Raw genomic sequence first — 24736 nt, 5'->3', positions numbered from 1 at the left:
TACTCAATGAAAATCAAAGAGCAAACTAGGAAACTAGCCGCAGGCTGCTCAAAACACTGTTTTGAGGTTGTGGATAGAACTGACGAAGTCAGTAACCATACCTACGGCAAGGCGACGTTGACGCGGTTTGAAGAGATCTTCGAAGAGCATTATATTGTTATTATAACACTTTTTATCCAGTTTACGATTTGCTACAATCTTTTACTTGCTTTTTCGTAACAGTTTCATAAAAATAAACTGTCGGACAAATCCTGGACAAAGGGCAACAACCATCTGAATGGCAACACTCTTGGCATATTCCAGATAAGAAATTTGTCCTCTCTTCAGCATGCGCTGACGAGCTTGACGATAGAGTTTGAGGTAACGCAGTCCCCCACGACGCTCAAACATCCCTGCTCCGACACGAACCTGACACAAGATTTGATCCAGATTCCCAGTCTTGGCTCCTGCAGCAATCATATTAAGCCAGAGGAGGTCATCCTCCATATAAAGGCCATTTTCATAGTTGCCTGCCTTGAGAACCATATCCTTCTTAAACATAACAGTCATGTGGTTAAAGGCACTTCTCATCCTTTGATAAGCCACAATATCTGCATGTTGAGTCGGAACACGACGGTAAGAAACAATCTCATCAGGATTGTCAATAAATTCTGCAATATGGCCACCTAATAGGTCGAGCTTGTCCTTCTCCATTAACTGAACCTGTTTCTCAAAACGATCTGGAACAGCTATATCATCCGTATCCATACGAGCAATAATATCATACTGGCACTGTAAAACACCGTATCGAAGAGCCAGACCCAAACCTTGATTTTCTTCTAAGGGGCAACGTTTCACTGGAATATCAGACTCAGCTTCAAGCTGGTCTAATACCTGATAGAGCTCAGGTGTCAAAGGCCCATCCTCAACCAGAACCAATTCGCTCGGTTTCAGGGTCTGATTTTGAACACTTTCAATAGCATCCTTTAAAAATGTCGGATTTTCCTTGATATAGACCGACATCAATACGCTGATTTTTTGCTTTTCAGACACAGTTTTTCTCCAATGTATAGATTTCCTTCCACTATTTTATCATAATTTTCAAGACTTTCCTATTTTTATCTTGAAAGCCAAAAAACCTTACTTGACATTATAGGGAAAAAGCCTTAAAATAAGCTGTTATTAAAATCAGCTAGAAGAGGTATTATATGAAAAAGCAATCACTCTTTTTTGTTCCAGGTATTATCCTAATTGGTGTTTCCTTGCGGACTCCTTTTACTGTTTTACCCATTATTTTGGGAGATATTTCGCAAGGGCTAGGAGTAGAAGTTAGTTCGCTTGGTATCTTGACCAGCCTTCCTCTCCTCATGTTTACCCTCTTCTCGCTCTTTTCTACCCGACTGGCTCAGAAAATTGGCTTAGAACATCTCTTTACCTACAGCCTCTTCTTCTTGACTATCGGTTCTCTGATTCGACTAATCAATCTACCCCTGCTCTATCTAGGAACCTTGATGGTTGGGGCAAGTATCGCAGTCATTAATGTTCTGCTTCCTAGTCTCATCCAAGCCAATCAACCAAAGAAGATTGGTTTTCTGACCACCTTATATGTAACCTCTATGGGAATTGCAACGGCTCTGGCTTCCTATCTGGCTGTACCTATTACACAAGCCAGTTCTTGGAAAGGACTTATCATCCTCCTCACCCTGCTCTGTCTAGCAACTTTTTTGGTCTGGCTCCCAAATCACCGCTATAATCACAGACTGGCTCCACAAACCAAACAAAAAAGTCAAACAAAGGTTATGCGTAATAAACAGGTCTGGGCAGTGATTGTCTTTGCAGGTTTTCAATCCTTGCTCTTTTACACTGCTATGACCTGGCTACCTACCATGGCTATCCATGCAGGCCTATCCAGTCACGAAGCTGGCTTGCTGACTTCTATCTTCTCTCTGATTAGCATTCCTTTTTCAATGACCATCCCAAGCCTGACAACCAGCTTGTCTACTCGCAATCGTCAGCTTATGCTCACTCTGGTTTCACTGGCTGGTGTGGTCGGCATTTCCATGCTCTTTTTCCCTATCGGTAATTTCTTTTACTGGCTTGCCAGCCATCTCCTCATCGGAACCGCAACCAGCGCCCTCTTCCCTTATCTCATGGTCAATTTTTCACTCAAGACAAGCGCTCCTGAAAAGACAGCCCAATTGTCCGGCCTATCTCAAACAGGAGGCTATATCCTAGCAGCATTTGGGCCAACCCTCTTTGGTTACAGTTTTGACCTCTTCCACTCTTGGGTACCAGCTGTAGCTGCCCTCTTGCTCGTCGATATCCTGATGACTGTGGCCCTCTTTACAGTGGACAGAGTCGATAAAATCCTCTAAACTTCTAGTTTTTTCCTAGAAGTTTTTTATATATAAAAATTTTACACATTTCTCTTGACAGGGCTTTCTTTTAGATGTACAATGTATGTGTAGAAAAATTATATATAAAAATCTTACACATTAGAAAAGGAGGTTCCCCATGTACTTTCCAACATCCTCTGCCTTGATTGAATTTCTCATCTTGGCCGTACTGGAGCAGGATGATTCTTATGGTTATGAGATTAGCCAAACCATTAAGCTGATCGCTAATATCAAAGAATCTACACTCTATCCCATTCTCAAAAAATTGGAAGGCAATAGCTTTCTGACAACCTATTCTAGAGAGTTCCAAGGTCGCATGCGCAAATACTACTCCTTGACAAATGGTGGTATAGAACAGCTCGTGACCCTAAAAGATGAATGGGCACTCTATACAGACACCATCAATGGCATCATAGAAGGGAGTATCCGCCATGACAAGAACTGAATACCTGACTCAGCTAGAACTCTATCTCAAGAAACTACCTGAAGCTGACCGCATGGAAGCCATGGATTATTTCAGAGAACTCTTTGACGATGCTGGAGTCGAGGGAGAAGAAGAACTCATCGCTAGTTTAGGAACTCCCAAAGAAGCGGCCCACGAAGTTCTCTCCAATCTTCTCGATAAAAAAATCAATGAAGCACCCGCTCAAAAAAATAACCGACAAATTTTGCATATCGCCTTGTTGGCCCTCCTTGCAGCACCTATCGGCATTCCTCTGGGAATCGCAATCCTTGTGGCCCTGTTCGCAATCCTTGTGGCAGCCTTGACTGTCATCTTCGCTTTCTTTGCGGTTTCCATACTTGGTATCATCGGCGGATTCCTATTTTTAGTTGAAAGTTTCACTGTCCTCGCCCAAGCAAAATCAGCCTTTATCTTGATTTTTGGTTCTGGTTTACTGGCTATCGGTGCTTCTTCACTAGTCTTACTAGGTATTTCCTATGTAGCCCGCTTCTTCGGCCTACTCATTGTTCGCCTGGTGCAATTTGTTCTCAAAAAAGGAAAGAGAGGTGACCAGCATGCGTAAATGGACAAAAGGATTTCTCATTTTTGGTGTGGTGACTACCGTTATCGGCTTTATCCTGCTTTTTGTAGGTATCCAATCTGACGGAATCAAGAGCCTACTTGCCATGTCTAAGGAACCTGTCTATGATAGTCGGATGGAAAAACTGTCCTTTGGCAAGGAAGTCGAAAACCTAGAGATTACGCTCCACCAACACGCGCTGACCATCACGGACTCTTTGGATGATCAAATCCACATTTCTTATCATCCATCTATTTCTGCTAACCATGATCTTGTCACAAATCAGAACGATAAAACGCTAAGCCTCACTGATAAGAAACTGTCTAAAAGTCCGTTTCTCTCTTCTGGAATTGGCGGGATTCTCCATATCGCAAGCAGCTACTCTAGTCGTTTTGATGAAGTTATTCTCCAATTACCAAAAGGAAGAAGCCTAAAAGGAATCAACATCTCAGCCAATCGCAGACAAACCACCATCATAAATGCTAGTCTTGAAAATGCAACTCTCAATACAAATGGCTATCTCCTCCGAATTGAAGGAAGTCGTATCAAAAACAGTAAACTCACAACCCCTAATATCGTCAATATCTTTGATACAGACCTTACAGATAGTCAGCTAGAGTCAACAGAGAAGCACTTCCACGCTGAAAATATTAAAGTATATGGTAAAGTAGAACTATCTTCTAAAAATGCGCTCAGTATCATGCTAACTCAAAAAGAAAGCCAAGAAATTAACTTAGACCTCTCGAGTCACCATGGTCCTATTTATCAGTTATCGAGAGATGAGAGTCAACGCCACCCCAACGAATTAAGCAACCCTTACAAAACTGAAAAAACTGATGCAAAAGGTCAACTCATCGCTAAGGCTGATGATTATATTAGTCTTGAAACTACAGCTAACAGACCTTAATAAACCTATTTATATCGACCACTATGACACATAACCCACTAAAAAGGAGGTTCTACCATGAAACAAGAATGGTTTGAAAGTAATGATTTTGTAAAAACAACAAGCAAGAACAAGCCTGATGAACAAGTCCAAGATGTTGCAGACAAGGCTGAAGAAAGGATAGCCGATCTCGATACACCAATTGAAAAAAATACTCAAGTAGAGGAGGAAGTCTCTCAAGCTGCAGTCGAACTGGAAAGCCAGCAAGAAGAGAAAATTGAAACGCCTGAAGACGGTGAAGCGAGAACAGAAATAGAAGAAAAGAAAGCATTAGATTCTACTGAAGAAGAGCAAGATCTTCCTGAAGAAACAGAGAAAGTCACTATAGCTGAAGAAAGCCAAGAGGCACTTCCTCAGCAAAAAACAACCACGAAAGAGCCACTTCTTATCAGTCAATCCTTAGAAAGTCCTTATATCCCCGACCAAACTCCAAAATCTACGGATAGATGGAAAGAGCAAGCGCTTGATTTTTGGTCTTGGCTAGTGGAAGCTCTCAAATCTCCTACGAGCAATCTTGAAACAAGTAGCACACACAGTTACACAGCCCTTCTCTTGCTCATTCTGTTTTCTGCGTCTTCCTTTTTCTTTAGTATCTACCACATCAAACATGCTTACTATGGACATATAGCAACTATGCATAATCACTTCCCTGAACAATTTGCTTCATTAAGTCTCTTTTCGATTATCTCTATCCTAGTAGCGACAACACTCTTCTTCTTTTCATTCCTCTTGGGTAGTTTCGTCGTGAGACGATTTATCCACCAGGAAAAGGACTGGACGCTAGAAAAGGTTCTCCAACAGTATAGTCAACTCTTGGCAATTCCAATCTTCCTCACTGCTATTGCTAGTTTCTTTGCCTTCTTTGATAGTCTACGATTTACAGCTCTTTTGTGTGTGATTAGCATTGGAATCATTCTACTTGCTAGCCTCCATATCATTACGAGACCTAGTCAATCAAGTGAAACCGACTCCTTCTATCAATTATTCTTGTCTGTCCTTGTGAACGGAGTGATCATCCTCCTCTTCTTTGTAGCTGAAGTCGCACTGATTGGGGATTACCTTCGTATCTTGGCCTTTCTTTAAACTTCATACTCTTCGAAAATCAAATTCAAATCACGTCAGCTTCGCCTTACCGTACTCAAGTACAGCCTGCGGCTAGCTTCCTAGTTTGCTCTTTGATTTTCATTAAGTAGCAATCCTGTCTTTCATGGCAGGATTTTTTCTATGTCAAAAAGCAAGTCACTTGACCTGCTTCTGCTTTACTCTTCTTGTGCTAATGCTTTAAAATCTTTTTCTAAGATGGGTTGAATTTCTAATTGATTGGCATCTAGTTGCTGGTAAAATGCTTTTGGTAGTGACTCTAGGAATCTTGCATAGTCCAATCGGGCAATGGCTTCATAGTCTTCTGGTTTAGAGCCATTTCCTGTGATTTGAACCAAGTCAATCTCCCACTTGACTTCCTTATCCACCAATTGCTCAATATAGGCAGCAGTAACAAATGGTTCTCTCGGTAACACTGTCTTGACTCCTTGAGCCAGATGATAAACACCGTGCACTTGGTCTTCTCCATCCTGATAGAAGGAAACTCTTGCAAAGTAGGCGTCTGTCTCTTGAACTGCACGTACACGCGCTTCAAACTGTGCCAAACCATCTGCCTCTAAAAAGCTTTTCAAGTCCTCATGACTAAAGAAAACAGGATTAAAAATTCCTTGGCAAATCGTAAAACGGGCTGCAGTGTCTGTCAGATAGGCTTGAATACTTGCTTGGAAATAAGCTTCAAAATCAAAACCATCTAATCCTTCAATCTCAGTTCCTGTATAAGCAAGCAGAGCATCTAAAAATGACTTGATAATCCGCCAGTCTGTCTTCGTTAGTAGGTCAGGAAGATCGACACGGTAAGCCTTTTGACCATCAGCATAACTGACCTTAAAGAGAAATTGTGATTGTCCCACTATCGCACACTCGACATACTCGAGACGATTAAGAGGCTGACGGAGATAGACGGCATCATAGCTATGTGACTCCAAACCGTCTAGCAAGGCCAAGGTAGACTTGGCAGTCAAAATTTCCTGTTCTCCTAAAATGCTCTGTTTATTTGGAATAAAAAATGTTTTCGTCATAACTGGGCTCCTTTGAAATCGTTTACATATAGTATACCCTATTTTTCTGAAAGATACAGAAACAAACTTTAGATTTTTGAGTAAAAAGCATAGAAAAACAGCCCCTGAGGACTGTTTGATATTATACAGTAACTGCTTGATCCAAGATTTCACCAATAGCGGCTAGGCGCTCGACAACTTCTGCTTGTGTCAATTCATTTTCTAAAACATAGCGGTTACGCGGGTGAACACGGCACTCGTGTGAGCATCCACGAAGGTACTTGTCTTCATTTTCTTCTGATGTCAAGATACGACGGTTACAGAATGGATTTCCACAGTTGACATAACGTTCACATGGTGTTCCATCAAACCAGTCTTTCCCTACGATGGTTGGGTTGACATGGTTAACATCTACTGCAATACGCTCGTCAAAGACGTACATTTTCCCATCCCAAAGCTCACCTTGGACTTCTGGGTCTTTACCGTAAGTTGCGATTCCTCCGTGCAATTGGCCAACATCCTTGTAGCCTTCACGGACCATCCAGCCTGAGAATTTCTCACAGCGAACACCACCTGTACAGTAAACCACGACGCGCTTGTCCATGAATTTTTCTTTGTTATCACGAACCCACTGTGGCAACTCACGGAAGTTGCGGATATCTGGGCGGATAGCCCCACGGAAATGTCCGAGGTCATACTCATAATCGTTACGTGTGTCAAGAACGACTGTATCTTCGTCAAGAAGAGCTTCTTTGAACTCTTTTGGAGACAAGTAAGCACCTGTTGTTTCAAGTGGGTTGATGTCGTTGTCAAAGTCGTTGTCTTCCAAACCAAGGTGGACAATTTCTTTCTTGTAGCGAACAAACATCTTCTTGAAGGCTTGTTCATTTTCTTCGTCAATCTTGAACCAGAGGTCTTCCATACCTGGGAGGCTGTGCACGTAGTCCATGTATTTTTGAGTTGTTTCATAGTCACCTGAAACTGTCCCGTTAATTCCCTCGTCAGCGACTAGGATACGGCCTTTAAGACCGATTGATTTACAGAAAGCCAAGTGGTCTGCAGCAAATTGCTCTGCATTTTCAATTGGAGTATAAAGGTAGTAAAGTAAGACACGAATATCTTTTGCCATAAGATTTGTTCTCTTTTCTATTCTTAAATTTTCTAAATTTTTTTATTTATCCATACTAGTATACCTGCTTAAGAAAACGAATGCAATTTATTTGACTGGAAATTGCTATATTTCAATTTAGAAAAAAATTTCTTGTACACTACACTTAGTATCAATTATATTTTAAAAAATCCTTGGATTTTCCAAGGATTCATTTTTAAACTTTTTTAACTTTAGCCATATAGAACAGTTGGAGTAGAATACCAAGGATAGCCATGCCGATAACGATAAAGAAGGCCATTGTATAATCTCCTTGGTTTGCCTGTGCAAGACGTGCTCCTAACTGAGGACCAGCAATAGCAGCTACGCCATAAGCAGTAAACATCCATCCATAGTTTGTCCCTACGTATGTAACTCCCCAGTTTTCAGCAGTAATTCCTGGGAATGAACCTAGAAAGCCTCCAAATGACAAGGCAACCATCATAATTCCAAGGATGGCCAAGATGCTTCCAGGACCTTTGAATAAAGCTGTGAGCAACAAACCAGTAGCAACCGCTCCAAACATGGCAATAACAGTAGGATAGCGACCAATCTTATCAGATACCGTACCCCAGAAGATACGACCAAATGTATTAGCGATAGATACCAGCATAACGAAGAGTGTAGCTTCTCCTACAAGTTTATACTGGTCAGAAATTGATGCTGCAGTACCGATAATCATCATTCCACCAGTAGCACCAAGAACGTAAATCAACCATAGAAGCCAGTAATTTCCATCACGAAGCATTTCTTTGTAAGTTTTACCTTCTGGTTGAGATGCTCCAGATGCCGGCGCTGCTGCAGGAGCTTTCTCCATTACCAATGAAGAAGTGCAAATAACAATTAGAAGAATGATACCCAATACTTTGAATGTTGAGTAAACCCCCATAGAAGCAATCAAAGCTTTGGCAACTGGACCGATAATGAGCGGGCCTAACCCGAAACCTGCTGCTGTCAAACCACCAGCTAAACCTTTTTTATCTGGGAACCACTTAGTGGCAACTGAAGTAGATGCTCCATAAGCTGAACCAATACCAAGTCCTAGGACAACCCCGTAAGTGAGGTAAAGGACTGGAAGAGAAGTAGCAAATCCAGTAGCAAACATACCAGCACCGAAGAGAATACCACCTAGGAATACAAATTTCTTAGGTCCTGCTGAATCAACCTTAGGACCGAAAATAATCATACCAACAGGTACCATTGCAAAAGAAATACTAAAGGCCAAAGAAGTTTGAGCTTGAACCCATCCTTGACTAGCATTGGTTTCTAGCAGCGCCTTTTGAAAGACTGACCAGGCGTAACCTGCACCTAGAGATAGATTCGTTAAAATGGCTGCTGCCAAAATTAACCATCGATTGGGTGTTTTTTTCATTTGAATAACCTCATGTAAAATTTCTTGTTCCTAAAAAGAATAAAGAACAACTTTTATCATTTTTCACCTACCTCGTTTAAATTGATCATTGTATCAATTTTTAAGTATATAGAACTGTGTAAATGATATACATCTATATACGACTGCTTAAAAATTTATATCTATAGATCTCTTAAATCAGAACAAGATGAATTTTCACAATGTTAAGCGCTTTCATTGTACTCTTATTATAAGCTACTTTATTCTAAAAATCTACTTAATTAAACTAATAGAGGTATTAATTTAATTAATCTATATTCATATTTTATCCTTATAGCTTTGTTCATTAGTACAAAAACACCACCTCCTTTAGTAATACCTGAGGAGGCGGTGTCAACATGTTTAGGAATGAATACACGAAATCAATTGATCTTATGATTTTTTGTTTTTCAAGAATTCGTCGTATTGTTTTTGCATTTCGTTCAATACTTTTTCGTAGGCACCTTCAGATTTCAATTTTTCCATCAATTCTGGAATCGCTTTGTCTGGGTCTACAGTACCAGTGTTGATAGCTGTATCGAATTGTTGCATTGTGTTAGAGATAGCTGAGATTTCAGATTTCACATTGTCAGTGTTAAAGATGAATCCAAGCGCTGGAGATTCTTTAGCTTCAGCCAATTGTTTCTTAGAATCTGCAATTTGTTGGTCTGTAACGTTTTCGTTGATGTAAAGAATCCAGTTGTTACCAGTATTCCATCCACCCATGTGAGTGTTTCCTTTGTAGCCATCAAGGACTTTAACACGGTTTTCTTTACCTGCAATTTTTTCCCAGTTCTTGCCTTCTGGACCATAAACAAGACCATTCAAGAGTTCTGGGTTAGTGTTCAAGAGGTTCAACACTTCCATTGATTTTTCTTTGTTCTTAGAATTGTTTGAGATGACAAAGTTAGCAACTTGTGTTGTTTGGTTTTTCTTGATGAAGTTAGTAATTGGTTTGATTTGGATATCTTTGTTAGCAACACGTGAAAGCAAGCTGTTACCGTAGTCAGCTGGTCCTACTGTTTCTTCACGAACGAACCAAGTATCTTGTTGAAGGTCAAATGAAGTATCGCTTGTTGCAACGTCTTTTGGAATGTATCCAGCTTCATAGAATTTGTGAAGAGTCTTCAAGTGTTCTTTGAAACGAGGCACTTCGTAACGGTTTACAATCTTAGTAGTGTCTCCTTCAAGGTCGATAACGAATGGAAGTCCATTTGGAACTGGGTAGTCAAAGTTATCAGATGGGATGAAGTTCTTAGTAACCGCAAATGGCACTACATCTGGAGCTTTCTCTTTGATTTGTTTCAAGACTGGTTCAAGTGTTTCGTATGAAGTGACACCTGAAATATCGATACCGTATTTAGCAAGAAGAGTTCCGTTGAAGGCGAAGTTTTGAGATGAGGCAACGTTGGCTGCAACTGGAACTGCGTAAATTTTACCGTTGATGCTGTTACCTTTGATGTAAGCTGGGTCAAGTGCTTTGTAAAGCTCTGCCCCTTCTTTCTTGTACAAGTCAGTCAAATCAGCATAAGCACCTTTTTGAGCATTTACAACATAGTTAGATGCAAAGGCGATATCGTAGTTTTCACCAGATGATGTGATAACTGACATTTTCTTATCATAGTCACCCCATCCAAGATATTGGATATCCAATTTAGCACCAACTTTTTCTCCAATGATTTTGTTGGCATTTTCTAGCAATTCATCCAAGTTATCTGGTTTGTCACCGATTTGGTACATTTTGATAACAGGTTTTTCACCTGAAGCAGAATCAGCAGCTTTCTTGTTGTTACCTGAAAGGTTTCCACAAGCAGCGAGACCAGCAGCCAAAGCGACTACGCTAGCAGATGCAAAAGCATATTTTTTCCAGTTTTTCATGATAAAAACTCCTTTTTTTATTTTTAAACTTATAAACAATGTAATGATCTTAACTTCACACAAGGGAAGTTGGGAAATGAGAAATATTTTTTCTCAACAAGTACTATTCTTTCACACCACCGATAGTCAAACCTTTTACAAAGTAGCGTTGGAAGAAAGGATACAAAATTGCGATTGGAAGGGTTGCGACCACAACCATGGCCATACGTCCTGTTTCCTTCGGTAGAGCAACTCCCAGTTGACCAGATAGGCCGACTGCTTTGGCGATGTAGTCCATATTTTGTTGGATTTGCATGAGCAAATATTGTAATGGATACAAGTTGTCACTCTTAATGTAAAGAAGGGCGTTGAACCAGTCATTCCAGAAACCAAGTGCTGTCAAGAGCGTGATGGTTGCGATACCTGGTAGTGACAATGGCAAACAGATTTGGAAGAAGATCCGTGCTTCACTGGCACCATCGATACGAGCAGATTCTAGAATAGCTTCTGGAATGGTCTTCTTAAAGAAGGAACGCATCAAGATGATGTTAAATGGTGAGAGAAGCATTGGAACAATCAAGGCCCAAACTGTATCACCAAGTTGAAGCAAACGAGTGACCACGATATAACCTGGTACCAAACCAGCGTTAAACAACATACTAAGTAGAACGAAGATTGTAAAGAATCTGCGGTACTTAAAGGTTGTCCGTGAAATGGCATAAGCATAAGTTGTTGTGATAAAGACATTTGTCAATGTCCCAACTACGGTTACAAAGACTGAGATGAAGAGGGCTTGTAAGATTTTATCCTTAAACTGTGCCAAGAACTCAAATCCGTCTAATCCAAATTGTGACGGGAAGAAGCTATATCCATTTTGAAGGATACTCTTTTCATCTGTCACCGAAATAACGATAACGAATACGAAGGGTAGGATACAAGAGAGGGCGATCAAACCAGAAATGGTACTGAAGAAGATATCTGCTTTCTTACTGAAGGAGTGAATGCCGACATTATCAATTTTTTCTTTTTTAATTTTCTTTTCTGCCATATTCTCCTCCTTTCTAGAACAAGGCTGAGTTTGGATCAACTCGTCTTGCAAGTAAGTTTGATAGGATAACCAAAAGCAAACCGACTACTGATTGGTAGAGACCTGCCGCTGAAGCCATCCCGATATCCGCTGTCTGGGTCAAACCATTATAAACATATACGTCCAAGACGTTGGTTACGTTATAAAGCTGACCAGCATTATGGGGGATTTGGTAGAAGAGACCGAAGTCTGCACGGAAGATATTTCCTACTGCCAGGATAGTCAATACGGTTACCAACGGTGTTAACTGTGGAATGGTTACATTGCGAATTCGTTGCCATTTGCTAGCACCGTCCACCGTTGCTGCTTCATAGTAGGTTGGATCAATTCCCATGATTGTTGCATAGTACATGACACTGCTATATCCAAAACCTTTCCAAATACCTAGGAAAAGTAGGAGATATGGCCAGATACCTAAGTCAGCGTAGAAATTGATTTCCTTCATTCCGATAGACTCTAGGAAATGGTTGAACACCCCTTTATCAATGTTTAGGAAGGCATCTGTAAAGAAACTGATGATAACCCAAGACAAGAAGTAAGGGAACAACATGGAAGTTTGGAAGATCTTAACCATTCTCTTAGAACGGAGTTCACTGAGAATAATGGCAATCCCTACAGATACAATTAAACCAATAAAGATAAAGCCGAGATTGTAGAGGACAGTATTTCGTGTAATAATAAAGGCGTCTTTTGAACTAAATAAGAATCTGAAATTATCGAGTCCGACCCATTTACTATTCATGATACTATCTATGAAACCATTACTAGTCATGTGGTAGTCTTTGAAGGCAACCACGTTCCCAAATACTGGAATGTAGAAGAATAGAATCAACCAGAGTGCCCCTGGCAAAACCATCAAGAGAAAGATCCAGTTATCTCTCAAGGTTTTTGAAAACTTATTCATAATTTCCTCCCTTTTTTATTTTGATACCCATCTAAAAATTCCTTTTTAGACTTTTGATAACGATTACATTATTAGTATACTCCTATTTGAAGGTTAGGTTAAACTACTAATTATAGAAAAAACTCCACAAATTATTTTATGTGGAGTACTTTTGAAGAAAGGGATGTTTCACGAGAAACACTCTGCATAAGCCACAGTATTCTTGTTCTAAGTCGTGTAAATCGTTGAGGCTGTCGCGATGGTATGCCACTGGTTGGCTGTTGTAGCTGCGAAATCCTTATCTGCGTAGAAGTCAGTAAATGGCAGGATTTCCACTTCTAACTCGTCAATACGGTCAAGCTGACCTGCCAGATAAGCCTCAATACGACTTTCTGCTCGCTTGATGCGTTGCAAGAGTCCGCCCATACGGATGTCAACTGTATCCAAGCCAAAGACCTTGTTTTCTTTCAGCCATTGGTGGCTAAAGAGAGCATGGAAGTGTTCGATTTGGCTTCTGAGTTCTGGTAATTCTTGTCTTGCGATTTCTTGCAGACTTTCTTTATCATCCGTTTGGTAAGCCTGACGAATGCGTCGTCCCACATCGACTTTGCTACTTAAAATATGGTTCAACTGGGCCTGAGTTTCAAAAAGATAGGCATAGTTTCCAGCTTTTTCTTTAATGTTAGCAAGGGTCTCAGCAGCCTGAGCGAAGTGCGGTTTGTCCTGTTCAGGTTTCATGTGTCGGTCAAGGATCGGACAGAGAACATCCTGATAAAAGACATAGCGGTTAGGATTGATCCCACTGAGATTGCCTGGTAGATCTGGCAAGAGGTTGGCTAGGTCAATCTGCATGAAATCCTCAACTGATAAACCTGTATTGGTCTGGAAATGAGCAGACAAACGGTCTAGGTCATTGCGATAGCTGAGTTCTGCCCAGATTTGCAAACTTGGTAGGACAGAGAATTGGGCAGTTTCCCCACCATTGTCCCCCCAACCCGTTACAATGACTTCTTTTATCTCATTGGCACGGCAGGCTTTATTAGCCTCAATAGCTACTAGACGGCTGAAATGGTTGTTGGGTGTGAAACCAATCCACTTCCAAGCACCACCTGCAAAGGCAAGGTCATGACTAATCTTATGATGATTGCGGAAGTTGCGATTGTATTTTTCCTCGCTATCCTGATAATAGTCCCAGTAAACCAATGTCACACGGTCTTTGAGACGGTCTAGGTAGACACGCGTTTCCTCTGGGATTTCCACATCGCGGTCGTACTGCCCATCTGCTGACATAAGTTTAAAGAACATATCGCTCCACATCTGGCAGTGGAAACCATATTTGTCAGCAATATCCAGCACGCGCTCCAAGTGTTGGCACATGAGGAGACTACGATCCACAACACCGTTCAGAATCAAGTAGCGTCCCAAACCAACCAGGTGGGCTTCGTCCATCCCAATATTGACCTTGCGAGTTTGTAGTTTAGATAGAGTAGCAAACATGCCATCAATCAGGTTATAAACCTTTTCTTCGCCAATGAGGAGAATATCCTCTACATCACGGAGCTCCTGCACTTCTTTGACACCCCATTTGACAAAGGCTGACAAGTGGGCCAAGGTCTGGATGCAAGGCACAAAGGTCATGTCAAACTGCTGGGCATAGGCTTCGATTTCCTGCAACTCCTCAGCCGAATAAGCTCCACGGAAATAGCCAAAGTAAGGCTGCCCTTCAATCTGGTAGGTATCTTCCATGTAGAGCTCAAAGGTTGAGTAGCCCATGAGAGCCAAGACCTCAATCACCTGCTTGGCAGAAGCCACATTCAGCACCGCATTTCGAGAACAGTCTGCCATATAGGCTAAATCTTCATAAGCTGCTTGTTCCTCAATCTCTACCTTGTCACCTTCTGCTAGGAATGTTGCCAACAGGGACAAGGCACGGTAGAGTTGGTAAGGTTTGCGGTAGGTCAATTGATAGTGACCACCCTCACCCTTGATAGAGATAGAGGCTTGGTCAGACTGGGCGACAGATACTTCCACATCTGGTAAAGAAATATGCTTTGTTAGCAAGTCGATTGCCTGAGTTTGTTTGGAACTAAGTCCTGTAAAAATTACCATTGATTTTCCTCCTGTAACCAGTTGACAAGGGCACCGTAGAGATTGGCATCTGCATGATAGGTGCAGGCTTGGATAACTGGTGCGACCGTGTATTCTTCGTAGGTTTCGACAAATTCATCGACAGCTTTTTGAACACCTTGGATAAAGTCGGGATTCTGACTGATAGAGCCTCCCAGACTAATGACATCTGGATCGATGAGATACTGAATATTGAGCAAGCCTTGCGCCAGATTACGGTTCATGCGCTCAATGGCTTCTTGGCAAAGGTCATTTCCTGCTGCGGCCTCTTGGTAAATCTTGCGACCGTCCCAATCAGTCTGACCAGATTTTTCAATCACGTATCGCACCATATTTCCAGTTGACGCTAGTTGCGACCAGTTGTTGAGCTTTTCAGCAGGGGCAAGGGTGGTCATGTAGCCAAATTCTCCACCCAGGCCGTGGCGACCTCGGTGAAGTCTGCCATTGATAATCATGGCTCCGCCAATCCCTGTCCCAATCACGACACAGGCTGCATTTTCAAGTTCTGGATGAGCCAGTAATTCACTGAGTCCAACGCAGTTGGCATCATTTTCCAGATGGACAGGAATCTGATAAGAGCTAAGCGCCTCATACCAAGAAAATCCGTGGATGTAGGGCACCGCACTGAAGCCATCAATCACACCTGTCTCTTGATTGACCGCGCCTGGAACGCTCATAGCAATCCCACTGTAATCCTGCTCTGACAAGCACTGATCTAACCAAGCTAGTAAATCCTCCAAACTTTCAGGCGTTGGAATGCTTGTCTTATTCAGTATTTTCCCATCAGGAGTCAGACTGGCAAACTTAATCCCAGTCCCTCCGATATCAATCGTTGCAATAGTCATTGTTTTTACCATAAAAAGGGGCGAATCAGCAGTTAGTTCTTACCTTTTCGCCCCTCCTTTCTCTTTATGTTTACTTTTTGAAATTAAATTTCTTCTTTTTTGATGAATTCTGTACGAATCTCTTGTGGTGAAATGAGGCCTCTATGAACTGGGTATGGTCGTTCAAGTAGGTCAAGGAAGAGATGTTGACTTTCCGGTACACGTACATTTTCACTACACATATTGTAGTAACGAAGAACATAGCCTTCTTCATTTTCAGATACCTTAAAGGCTGTTGGACAGATTTGCGGTATGCTGAGAACAGAATGGCTCAAGAGGCTACCAGTCGCAGCCACGCTTCCTTCTTGTTTAGCAAGCTGAAGGCTAGTAAATGGTGTCTGCAAGGCTTTAGCACGACGATAGGCTGAAAAGCGTTCTTGGGCTTGGTGGCATTCAATCGCAAATTCGACTTCAAACTCACGCAAGCACTGAGCTTCTGGTGTTGGGAAGTAGCCCCAGTCACCCAATTCACCTGATGCACGCAAAATAGTCACGGCAATGGTGTCGTCTCTAAGGATTTCGTATTCATTCAATCCCTTGTTGGATACAGTCACACCTTTTTCATCGTCATACAGACTGACAAAGGCTTGTTGGTGTTGAGGATTTTCAGGATTTTCCCATGAAGCCGCTGGTTTGTTTGGTCGTGTCACCACTTCATAGATGCTTTCGGAATCATTGCTTGGACGCGTGTTATGAGTCTTGACCAAGAGACGGATACGGTGGTCTTTAGCAGTGTTAGTAAAGCGAGTCTTGAAGCGGATTTGTGGATTGTCAACAAAGACAGTCAACTCAGTTTCAAGAGGAATGCTTGTCAATTCTTCTGACCGTCCAGCCTCACGCTTCATAAACTCGATAATGCCTTTTTGCTCTTCTTCTAGCTTTTTATCGGCACTGATAGGCACAGTCAATTCATGTTTGAGCAAAATCTTAGCGTAGCGAGCTGTGTTTTCCAAGACCTCGTAACCCTTAAGCTCTGCATAGATTGGCTCTGTGCCTTTTGGTTGGAAATAGATATACTCGTTTCCGATGTCCCCACGGTCTTCGAAGCGGATAAAGTCTTCGTAAGCTTCGTGAGTTGTCTTGTCATAGACTGTAATGTTGTCATCCATACTCACCGTTACAAATGGCGTATCAATCACTCCGTTTTGGTAAATACCGTCGCGGTGTTCTTGTTCTCCTTCCAGCAATTGGAAGGTTGTCCAAGAAAGTGGCGCTAGGTGAACTGGAATGGTCACGCGCACTTGGCGAGCGATACGAGCTTGGCGGAACTTATCTTTTGGTAAATCGTACTCAAAATTAGCTCCGAGGTCTTCGATTTTAGCCTCTAAAGGACGACCATCCAAGTCCTCCACACGGTAGCTTGGCAAGGTAAGAGCAGCCATCTTCTTGTAACCTTCTGTTGGGTGCAATTCCTTGAAATCACAAGTCACCACATCAATTACTGTACTAACCGTATCGACCTTATCATGCAAGCCTGTGTTAATAACCGTAAAGAGGTGATCACTTTGAGCCTTAGCCGTAGCAATTTTACCCTTCCACTCATTGAGCAAGTTGCTCTTAACAAAGTTTCCGACTTGGTTGACCTTGGCAAAACGTGTCTCCATCTCACGGTGAACTTCGTCCACGCTACAGCCACAGATACTATCATGCGGCGCATTCTGCAAAAGTGTTTTCCAAGCATAGGTCAACTGGTCCTTGTGGTTATGTCCACCAGTAATGACGGTCAAGGGTTCTACCACTTGTTCTAGCAGATTACTATTTTCCTGGAAGGCTTGTTTGAGATAAATACGTGATGAAGAAGTATTGGCAAGTGTGTACCAGCCGTCTGTTTCCTGACTGGTCAACTCACCTGTAACCGTTGATAAGTGTTCAGGAAGGGCACCTTCCACAGCTTGAACATATTCATCAAAGGAACTATGAACAAAGGTTACATCTGGGAAGAGTTCATTTGCCACACGAATGGCTTCGCTCAGATTTTTCTGTACAGGCTGGTGGTCACAGCCGTTCATCATCAACCATTGGTTAGTCGAAGCGTAGGCACGCACATCTGACAATTTTTGTTTCCAGAAGGTCAAGGCCTCATCTTTATCAACTGGAATTTCATTCCCGTTACTGTACCAGTTGGCAAAGAGGATACCGAGGACACGACTACCATCCGCACCCTGCCAGTACATTTCTGAAAACTGAGAAGTAAACTGCTCATCTTCGAGGACTTGGTTGTCAAATCCAATCGGCTTCACACCACGACCAAAGGCTGCTACGTGAATGCCTGATTTTTGAAGGATTTGAGGCGCTTGCCCCATATTTCCAAAGGTATCTGGGAAGTAACCAATCTGGGTTGATTTGCCCCATTTTGCAGCTTCTGCTTGGCCAATCAAGGTATTGCGGACATTGGCTTCACTTGAAATCAAGTAATCATCCTGCAGAATGTAAAAGGGACCAATTTTCAATTTTCCTTCGTCAATGTAGCGTTGAACTTTGTCGCGATTTTCAGGGCGAATCTCCAAGTAGTCATCAAGGACAATGGTTTGACCATCCAAGTGGAAGCTCTTGAATTCAGGATCATTTTCAAAGAGATCAAAGAGATTGTCAAATAATTCCACCAACTGCATACGGTGGCTTTCAAAAGGCAAGTACCACTCACGATCCCAGTGACTATGTGAGATAATATGTACAACAACATTTTCCATGAAGTAAAACCTCATTCTAAATTTAAATTTTAACGTTTTAAATGTAAAGGTGTGATTCTGACACGAATCGGTGAAACTAAAGCGAGCTCCTTATACTCAATGAAAATCAAAGAGCAAACTAGGAAGCTAGCCGCAGGCTGTACTTGAGTACGGCAAGGCGAAGCTGACGTGGTTTGAATTTGATTTTCGAAGAGTATTAGCGGATATCCAGGTAATCCAAGACTAACTCACAGAACATCATGTTGGCCCAGGAGAACCATTCACGAGAGTAGAGAGTTGGGTCGTCCACGTGGAAGCTTTCATGCATGACACCTGTCCCACCATCGCAAGCAACCAGCTGATCCAGCAAGAATTTCTTCTCTGCCTTATCTCTTGTTGTCAAGCCTTGGATAGAAAGAGCAATTGGCCAGATATAGCGATAGAAGGTATGAGAACTTCCGAGACCACTAGCATATTCTCCTTGGTAGAAGTAGGGATTTTCTGGGCTCAAAATAGTGCGACGAGTTGCTTGATACACTTCGTCTTCAATGTCGCAATAGCCCAGATACGGCGCAGCCAGTAAACTTGGTACGTTTGGATCATCCATGATGCTAGCATTTCCCAAGCCATCCACTTCAAAGGCGTAAATCTTTTCACCCTTACTATTGGTGGTGTAAGCGTAGTTTTCGATTCCTTCTTGGATTTCAGACTGGAGACGCTTAGCATCAGCAATAATACTCTCGCTATCAGCTAGGTCTAATTTTGCAAAGATTTCTTGCACGTAACCCAAGACTACTACTGCAAACATATTGGACGGAATCAAGTAACTATACTGACAGCAGTCATCGCTCGGACGAAAAGCTGACCAAGTCATACCTGTCACTGCAAAATCAGGTCCAAAGCCATCATTTACCAAAGTGTCTTCCTTACGATCGGTATCACGAACAAAACGATAAGGAGAGTTCTTGTGGTCCTGTTCTACCGTCCAAAGATGGAGAATCTTCTTAGTCGCTGCAACAAAAGTTTCATCAAACTGACTAGTCTCGCCAGTCTCTTTCCAAAGGAGATAAGCCAACTGCAAAGGATAGCAAAGAGAGTCCACTTCGTACTTGCGTTCCCAAATCCATCCATTAAGGTCTGTATGGTCAGTCTCGTGGTGCCCCTTCCAGTTTTCCTCAATGTTAAATGAGTTGGCATAAGGATCCTTGAGTACCAAGGTCATCTGACGTTTGACCAAACCAGCAATGGTCTGACGCAGGAGGTCATCTCTTTTAGCCACATGAAGGTAGGGTCTGAGTTGGGCTGTCGAATCCCGAAGCCACATAGCAGGAATATCCCCAGTCAAGACAAAAGTTGAACCATCTTCTAGGATTTCAACCGTATTGTCCAAGGTGTCTGTATAGCAACGCTCAAAGACATCCACCCACTCTGGATGGTCCTTAGCACGTTCTGCTACTTCATCCAGCCATTCTCTAACAATTTCTTTTGAATAAATCATCGTGCAGTATCCTCTTTCAAACAAGTTTCATTTTCAGTATATAGCTTTTAAGGCAGAAAATACATACACAAATGATAGTCATTTTTCTACAAAATAGTTATCTTTAAAACTCCTTTTCTAAAGACCCTCTTTTTCTGATATAATGTAGAAAAACAGCTAAAGGAAAGACTATGAAACCACTACTTGAAACCATCGATACTCGCTTGGGGACCGCCAGCAAGCATGCCTTTTCTCGGGGAAATACTCTGCCTTATACGGGCGTCCCTTTCGGGATGAATTACTTTGTGCCCCAGACCAGTGACCAGGATGGATCTTGGTTTTTTGATCCACATCTGCCTATCTTTCAGGGGATTCGATTAACCCACCAGCCCAGTCCTTGGATTGGGGACTACTCTTGGATCCTTCTGACACCTGTCACAGGCCAACTGGGTGGAGACAGTCTCTTCCATCGTCAGTCTTCCTATGATATGGATAAGGCCTCTTTCCAACCTCATTATCTGAAGATTTTCTCCCTGCGCTATCAGATTGAAACCCAGCTCACACCGACTTGCTACGGTGCTTCTATTCGTTTGGAGCAAAAGCAAGGCAAAGCCCTCTCCCTCTATCTTCACGCAGCAGAGGAACTGACCATGGATCAAGTAGATAAGCGAACTCTTGCCCTGCGACAAGAGGGAAAAACTGAAACCAACAAAAATCCACTAACGATGTTCACAGTCCTGCAAATGAATACGGATATTCTTGCTATTAGCCAAGAAGGTGGAGACTGGCGAATCGACCTGTCAGATAGTCATGCTGAAATTCAGCTAGCGACTTCTTTCATCTCTCCTTCTCAAGCACTGCTTAATCTACCTCAACAAGACTTCGATAACTGCAAAGCAAGTGCACAAAAAGATTGGGAAAATCTCCTCCATCGTTTTGATATTATAGAGACAGGAGAGGCTGACCGAACCTTCTTTGACCACTGCCTCTACAGACTCTTCCTCTTTCCTCAGACTTTTTATGAGGTTGACGAATCAGGGCACGCCATCCACAAGGATCTGGCTACTGGAACTGTCAAGCCTGGTGTCCTCTTCAGCAACAATGGTTTCTGGGATACCTTCCGCACCACATTCCCCCTCTTTGCCCTTATCATACCGGAGCACTATCACCGCTTTTTAGAAGGCTTTCTCAATATCTATCGTGATACTGGATTCCTTCCAAAATGGTTGGCTCCAGATGAACGGGGTATGATGCCAGGTACCCTTTTAGACGGCATTATCGCAGATAGCGCCTGCAAGGACATGGCCACCGACCTAGAAGAAGAACTCCTCCAAGCCATGCTTGAAACAGCCACCAAGTCCGACCCTCTCGGCATCAATGGTCGCCACGGACTAGCCCAATACCAAGAACTGGGCTACCTCTCTACCGACCACCACGAAAGTGTTAGCCATACCCTAGACTACGCCTATAGTGACTTTTGTATCGCCAGCTGTGCCGAAAAACTCGGTCAGAATGACATCGCGGAAACTTATAGAACTGCGTCACAAAATTACCGCCATCTATTTGATGCTGAGACAGGTTACATGCGAGCGCGTGATGGTCAAGGCAACTTCCGCCCTGACTTCTCTCCTTATAGTTGGGGACGTGATTATGCCGAATGTTCAGCCATTCAAGCAACCCTAGGTGTCCTCCACGACATCCCAGGTTTGATCCAACTTATGGGTGGAAAAGAAGCCTTTAGCAACTATCTTTTAAAAGCCTGTCAGGAGGCTCCTCTCTTTGAGACAACAGGCTATGGCTACGAGATTCACGAAATGAGCGAGATGGCTACTGCTCCTTTTGGGCAACTCGCCATTTCCAACCAGCCGAGTTTCCACATTCCTTATCTCTTCCGCTACAGCAATTACCCTGACTACACTGCCCTTCTCATCAAGACTCTCCGTCAAAAAGCTTTTCATCCAAGTTGGGAAGCCTATCCTGGCGATGAGGATAACGGCAGTCTCTCGGCCTGGTACATCTGGTCAGCTCTCGGTTTTTATCCGACCTGTCCAGGAAAACCAAGCTATGACCTCGGAATCCCTCTCTTTGACCACCTCCGAATCTATCTGGCTAAAGAAGATAAATGGCTGGATATCCATACTAAACAAAACCACAGCCATTTTAACTTTGTAAAAGAATGTAGACTAGATAATACCTCTATAACTAGTATTCAACACCAAGACCTCTTAAAAGCTGAGCAACTAACCTTCACCCTTAGCTGGTTACCAAGTCAACCGTCCACTTCCTAAAATGCAAAAATCTCCTAGCAGGCTTTCCTGCTAGGAGATTTTCTTGTGAGAGGTACTTGTTTAAGCTTTGAAAATCGGATTTATCATCTGATGTTTATCAAACAATCTACCAATTAAGCTTCTTCGTCTTCTTTACGACGACGACCTGCAAGACCAAGACCAAGTAATGCACTTGCTGCAGCTGCTACCATAGCTACAGTAGAATCTGCTGTACCTGTATTTGGCAATTCTTTAGCTACTTTACGCGCATTTGCTTGTGCTGATGCTGCTTGAGTAGTAGCTGTATCTACAGCTGGTGTTTGAGCAGCTTGGTCGTTAGCTGGAGTTGCATGATCAGTTGATGAAGCAACTTTCGCCATAAAGCCTTCGATACGTTTAACCATTGCATCCACTTCTGCTTGACTTGCGTCTGCATTGGCAAATACTTTCTTAGCATCTGCTAATAATGCATTCGCTTCTTTTGCAGTTTCTGCATCAAGCTTAGCTGATTCTTTAACGATTAATTCATCTAATTGACGAATAGCACCTTCTAACTTCGCTTTATCCACTTTTGCATCAGTGTTAGTTGCTCCGTTATTGCCAGAAGTTCCGTTACCGTTACCACTGTTATTGCCGCCACCATTTGATGGTACATATGGACGTTGTTTGAAGATATCTTTAGCTACGATTGTGTAAACTTTACCATCTTTAGTAATTACAGTTGCATTTCCTGCTTTGTCGAAGATAACTTCTACTACATCAGCATTTGCTCCTTTAATCTTAGCTTTTGCAGCTTCTTTTTCTGCATCCGTTAAGTTATTGAAGTCTGCTACTGTTTCTTTTTCGAAGTCAACATTGATGTTTTCACCATTGTTCTTAGCTGCAACATCTTTAGCATCTTTAACTAATTGAGCTGCTGGAATTGTTGCTGTCTTACCTTCTGGGGTTGTAACTGTTGCGTTTCCTTTATCGTCTACTACTACAGTTGATCCTGGGTTGACTGCTTTAATTGATTCTTTAACTTTTTCAATTTCATCAGCTGTTAATTTAGCTTTATCTCCAACTAACACTCTAGTTGCTGGTGTGTTCACACCATTTTGTTGAGTTGGATCAGTTAATTTATCTTCTGGAATTACTAAGTCAAGTTCTGGGATTACTAATACTGTTCCATCACCTTTAGTAACGATTACATCACCTTTATCATTTACTACTACAGTTGATCCTGGGTTTACATCCTCTACTGCTTTCTTAACTTTTGCTTTTTCTTCATCTGTTAACTTAGCTGGATCTTTTACTACTGTCTTAGTTGCTGGTGTGTTTGCTCCATTTCCTGCATTTGCTTTACCTGCGTCTGCTGCTGACTTAGTTACATCTGCTGCTGGAATGGTTGCTGTTTTACCTTCTGGAGTTGTAACTGTTACGTTTCCTTTATCGTCTACTACAACTTTAGATCCTGGATTTACAGCTTTAACTTTGTCTTCGATTGCTTTCTTCTCAGCGTCTGTTAAGTTAGCTGGATCTTTAACTTCTACCTTAGCTGCTGGTGTGTTTACTGCATTTCCTGCATTTGCTTTACCTGCATCTGCTGCTGACTTAGTTACATCTGCTGCTGGAATGGTTGCTGTCTTACCTTCTGAGGTTGTGACTGTTGTGTTTCCTTTATCGTCTACTACAACTTTAGATCCTGGGTTTACATCCTCTACTGCTTTCTTAACTTTAGCTTTTTCTTCATCTGTTAATTTGGCTGGATCTTTAACTTCTACCTTAGCTGCTGGTGTGTTTACTGCATTTCCTGCATTTGCTTTACCTGCGTCTGCTGGTGATTTAGTTAAGTCTGTTGTTGGAATTACTACTACATCACCTTCTGGGGTTGTGACTGTTGCGTTTCCTTTATCGTCTACTACAACTTTAGATCCTGGGTTTACTGCCTCAATTGCTTCCTTAACTTTAGCTTTTTCTTCATCTGTTAATTTGGCTGGATCTTTAACTTCTACCTTAGCTGCTGGTGTGTTTACTGTATTTCCTGCATTTGCTTTAGCTGCGTCTGCTGGTGACTTAGTCAAGTCTGTTGCTGGAATTACGGCTGTCTTACCTTCTGGAGTTGTAACTGTCGCATTTCCTTTATCATCTACAACTACTGTTGCACCTGGGTTTACAGCTTTAACTTTATCTTCGATCGCTTTCTTCTCTTCTGGAGTTAAGTTAGCTGGATCTTTAACTGCTGTCTTATCTGCTGGTTTAACGATGTCGTTACCTGCATTTGGTTTAGTTGCAGTTTCTGGATCTTTCGTCAAGTCTGCTGCTGGAATTACGGCTGTCTTACCTTCTGGGGTTGTGACTGTCGCATTTCCTTTATCATCTACAACTACTGTTGCACCTGGGTTTACAGCTTTAACTTTATCTTCGATCGCTTTCTTCTCTTCTGGAGTTAAGTTAGCTGGATCTTTAACTGCTGTCTTATCTGCTGGTTTAACGATGTCGTTGCCTGCATTTGGTTTAGTTGCAG

The 24736-nt window shown here is 42.2% G+C and carries 19 protein-coding genes; 7 read left to right on the top strand and 12 right to left on the bottom strand.

Annotated features, from left to right (window positions below):
* The first annotated feature begins 6 nt into the window (after positions 1-6).
* A complete protein-coding gene (locus FJR73_RS10310) occupies positions 7-219 on the top strand; it encodes a hypothetical protein (protein WP_140832842.1) in 213 nt (70 codons plus the stop codon).
* Here the strand turns inward: FJR73_RS10310 and FJR73_RS01130 are convergent.
* Positions 202-1032 carry a glycosyltransferase gene (locus FJR73_RS01130; protein ID WP_140832840.1) on the bottom strand — a complete coding sequence of 277 codons (831 nt, stop codon included), beginning with the start codon at positions 1030-1032 and terminating at the stop codon, positions 202-204. The genes FJR73_RS10310 and FJR73_RS01130 overlap by 18 nt on opposite strands.
* A 155-nt stretch (positions 1033-1187) precedes the next feature.
* On the opposite strand from FJR73_RS01130, the gene FJR73_RS01125 reads away from it, so the two are divergent.
* The 5 genes from FJR73_RS01125 (at position 1188) to FJR73_RS01105 (ending at position 5426) form a co-directional block, all read left to right on the top strand.
* Positions 1188-2354 carry an MFS transporter gene (locus tag FJR73_RS01125; protein ID WP_140832838.1) on the top strand — a complete coding sequence of 389 codons (1167 nt, stop codon included), beginning with the start codon at positions 1188-1190 and terminating at the stop codon, positions 2352-2354.
* A gap of 139 nt (positions 2355-2493) precedes the next feature.
* Positions 2494-2820: a PadR family transcriptional regulator gene (locus FJR73_RS01120; protein ID WP_000273858.1), complete on the top strand. Its 327-nt coding sequence runs from the start codon at positions 2494-2496 to the stop codon at positions 2818-2820.
* Positions 2807-3400: a DUF1700 domain-containing protein gene (locus tag FJR73_RS01115; RefSeq protein WP_140832836.1), complete on the top strand. Its 594-nt coding sequence runs from the start codon at positions 2807-2809 to the stop codon at positions 3398-3400. The genes FJR73_RS01120 and FJR73_RS01115 overlap by 14 nt, the downstream gene beginning before the upstream one ends.
* Positions 3393-4304 (top strand): DUF4097 family beta strand repeat-containing protein, encoded by a 912-nt coding sequence (locus tag FJR73_RS01110; protein ID WP_033680868.1) that lies wholly within the window; start codon positions 3393-3395, stop codon positions 4302-4304. Before FJR73_RS01115 ends, FJR73_RS01110 begins: the two co-directional genes overlap by 8 nt.
* A gap of 57 nt (positions 4305-4361) precedes the next feature.
* Positions 4362-5426 (top strand): DUF6574 domain-containing protein, encoded by a 1065-nt coding sequence (locus FJR73_RS01105; protein ID WP_140832834.1) that lies wholly within the window; start codon positions 4362-4364, stop codon positions 5424-5426.
* A 176-nt stretch (positions 5427-5602) separates the two neighbouring features.
* On the opposite strand, the gene FJR73_RS01095 is transcribed toward FJR73_RS01105, so the two are convergent.
* From FJR73_RS01095 to FJR73_RS01045, 10 genes are all read right to left on the bottom strand, one after another.
* Positions 5603-6463, bottom strand: coding sequence for a DUF4299 family protein (locus tag FJR73_RS01095; protein ID WP_140832832.1), 861 nt, complete (start codon positions 6461-6463; stop codon positions 5603-5605).
* A gap of 121 nt (positions 6464-6584) precedes the next feature.
* Positions 6585-7571: a rhodanese-related sulfurtransferase gene (locus FJR73_RS01090; RefSeq protein WP_140832829.1), complete on the bottom strand. Its 987-nt coding sequence runs from the start codon at positions 7569-7571 to the stop codon at positions 6585-6587.
* A gap of 196 nt (positions 7572-7767) precedes the next feature.
* Positions 7768-8961 (bottom strand): OFA family MFS transporter, encoded by a 1194-nt coding sequence (locus FJR73_RS01085; protein ID WP_140832827.1) that lies wholly within the window; start codon positions 8959-8961, stop codon positions 7768-7770.
* 411 nt (positions 8962-9372) lie between these two features.
* Positions 9373-10857, bottom strand: a complete 1485-nt coding sequence (locus FJR73_RS01080; protein WP_140832825.1) for an ABC transporter substrate-binding protein — start codon at positions 10855-10857, stop codon at positions 9373-9375.
* A gap of 103 nt (positions 10858-10960) precedes the next feature.
* A complete protein-coding gene (locus tag FJR73_RS01075; protein ID WP_140832823.1) occupies positions 10961-11884 on the bottom strand; it encodes a carbohydrate ABC transporter permease in 924 nt (307 codons plus the stop codon).
* 13 nt (positions 11885-11897) lie between these two features.
* Positions 11898-12827 (bottom strand): sugar ABC transporter permease, encoded by a 930-nt coding sequence (locus FJR73_RS01070; protein WP_001032151.1) that lies wholly within the window; start codon positions 12825-12827, stop codon positions 11898-11900.
* A 207-nt stretch (positions 12828-13034) separates the two neighbouring features.
* Positions 13035-14915 (bottom strand): beta-N-acetylhexosaminidase, encoded by a 1881-nt coding sequence (locus tag FJR73_RS01065; RefSeq protein WP_140832820.1) that lies wholly within the window; start codon positions 14913-14915, stop codon positions 13035-13037.
* On the bottom strand, positions 14909-15778 hold the full coding sequence (locus FJR73_RS01060; protein WP_181146578.1) for an ROK family protein: 870 nt from the start codon (positions 15776-15778) through the stop codon (positions 14909-14911). Before FJR73_RS01060 ends, FJR73_RS01065 begins: the two co-directional genes overlap by 7 nt.
* Positions 15779-15861: 83 nt before the next feature.
* Complete coding sequence (locus FJR73_RS01055; protein ID WP_140832816.1) at positions 15862-18507, bottom strand: alpha-mannosidase; 2646 nt, start codon at positions 18505-18507, stop codon at positions 15862-15864.
* Positions 18508-18703: 196 nt separating this feature from the next.
* Positions 18704-19984 (bottom strand): glycoside hydrolase family 125 protein, encoded by a 1281-nt coding sequence (locus tag FJR73_RS01045; protein ID WP_140832814.1) that lies wholly within the window; start codon positions 19982-19984, stop codon positions 18704-18706.
* Positions 19985-20154: 170 nt separating this feature from the next.
* Between FJR73_RS01045 and FJR73_RS01040 the strand changes: the two genes are divergently transcribed.
* Positions 20155-22251, top strand: coding sequence for a GH92 family glycosyl hydrolase (locus FJR73_RS01040; protein ID WP_140832812.1), 2097 nt, complete (start codon positions 20155-20157; stop codon positions 22249-22251).
* A gap of 113 nt (positions 22252-22364) precedes the next feature.
* On the opposite strand, the gene FJR73_RS10305 is transcribed toward FJR73_RS01040, so the two are convergent.
* Positions 22365-24736: LPXTG cell wall anchor domain-containing protein (locus tag FJR73_RS10305; protein WP_258190657.1), on the bottom strand; the 2372-nt coding region annotated here is incomplete at its 5' end.

Origin of the sequence: Streptococcus sp. D2 (assembly GCF_006385825.1) — a bacterium.
GTDB lineage: Bacteria > Bacillota > Bacilli > Lactobacillales > Streptococcaceae > Streptococcus > Streptococcus shenyangsis.
This window is presented reverse-complemented; position numbering and strand designations above follow the sequence as displayed.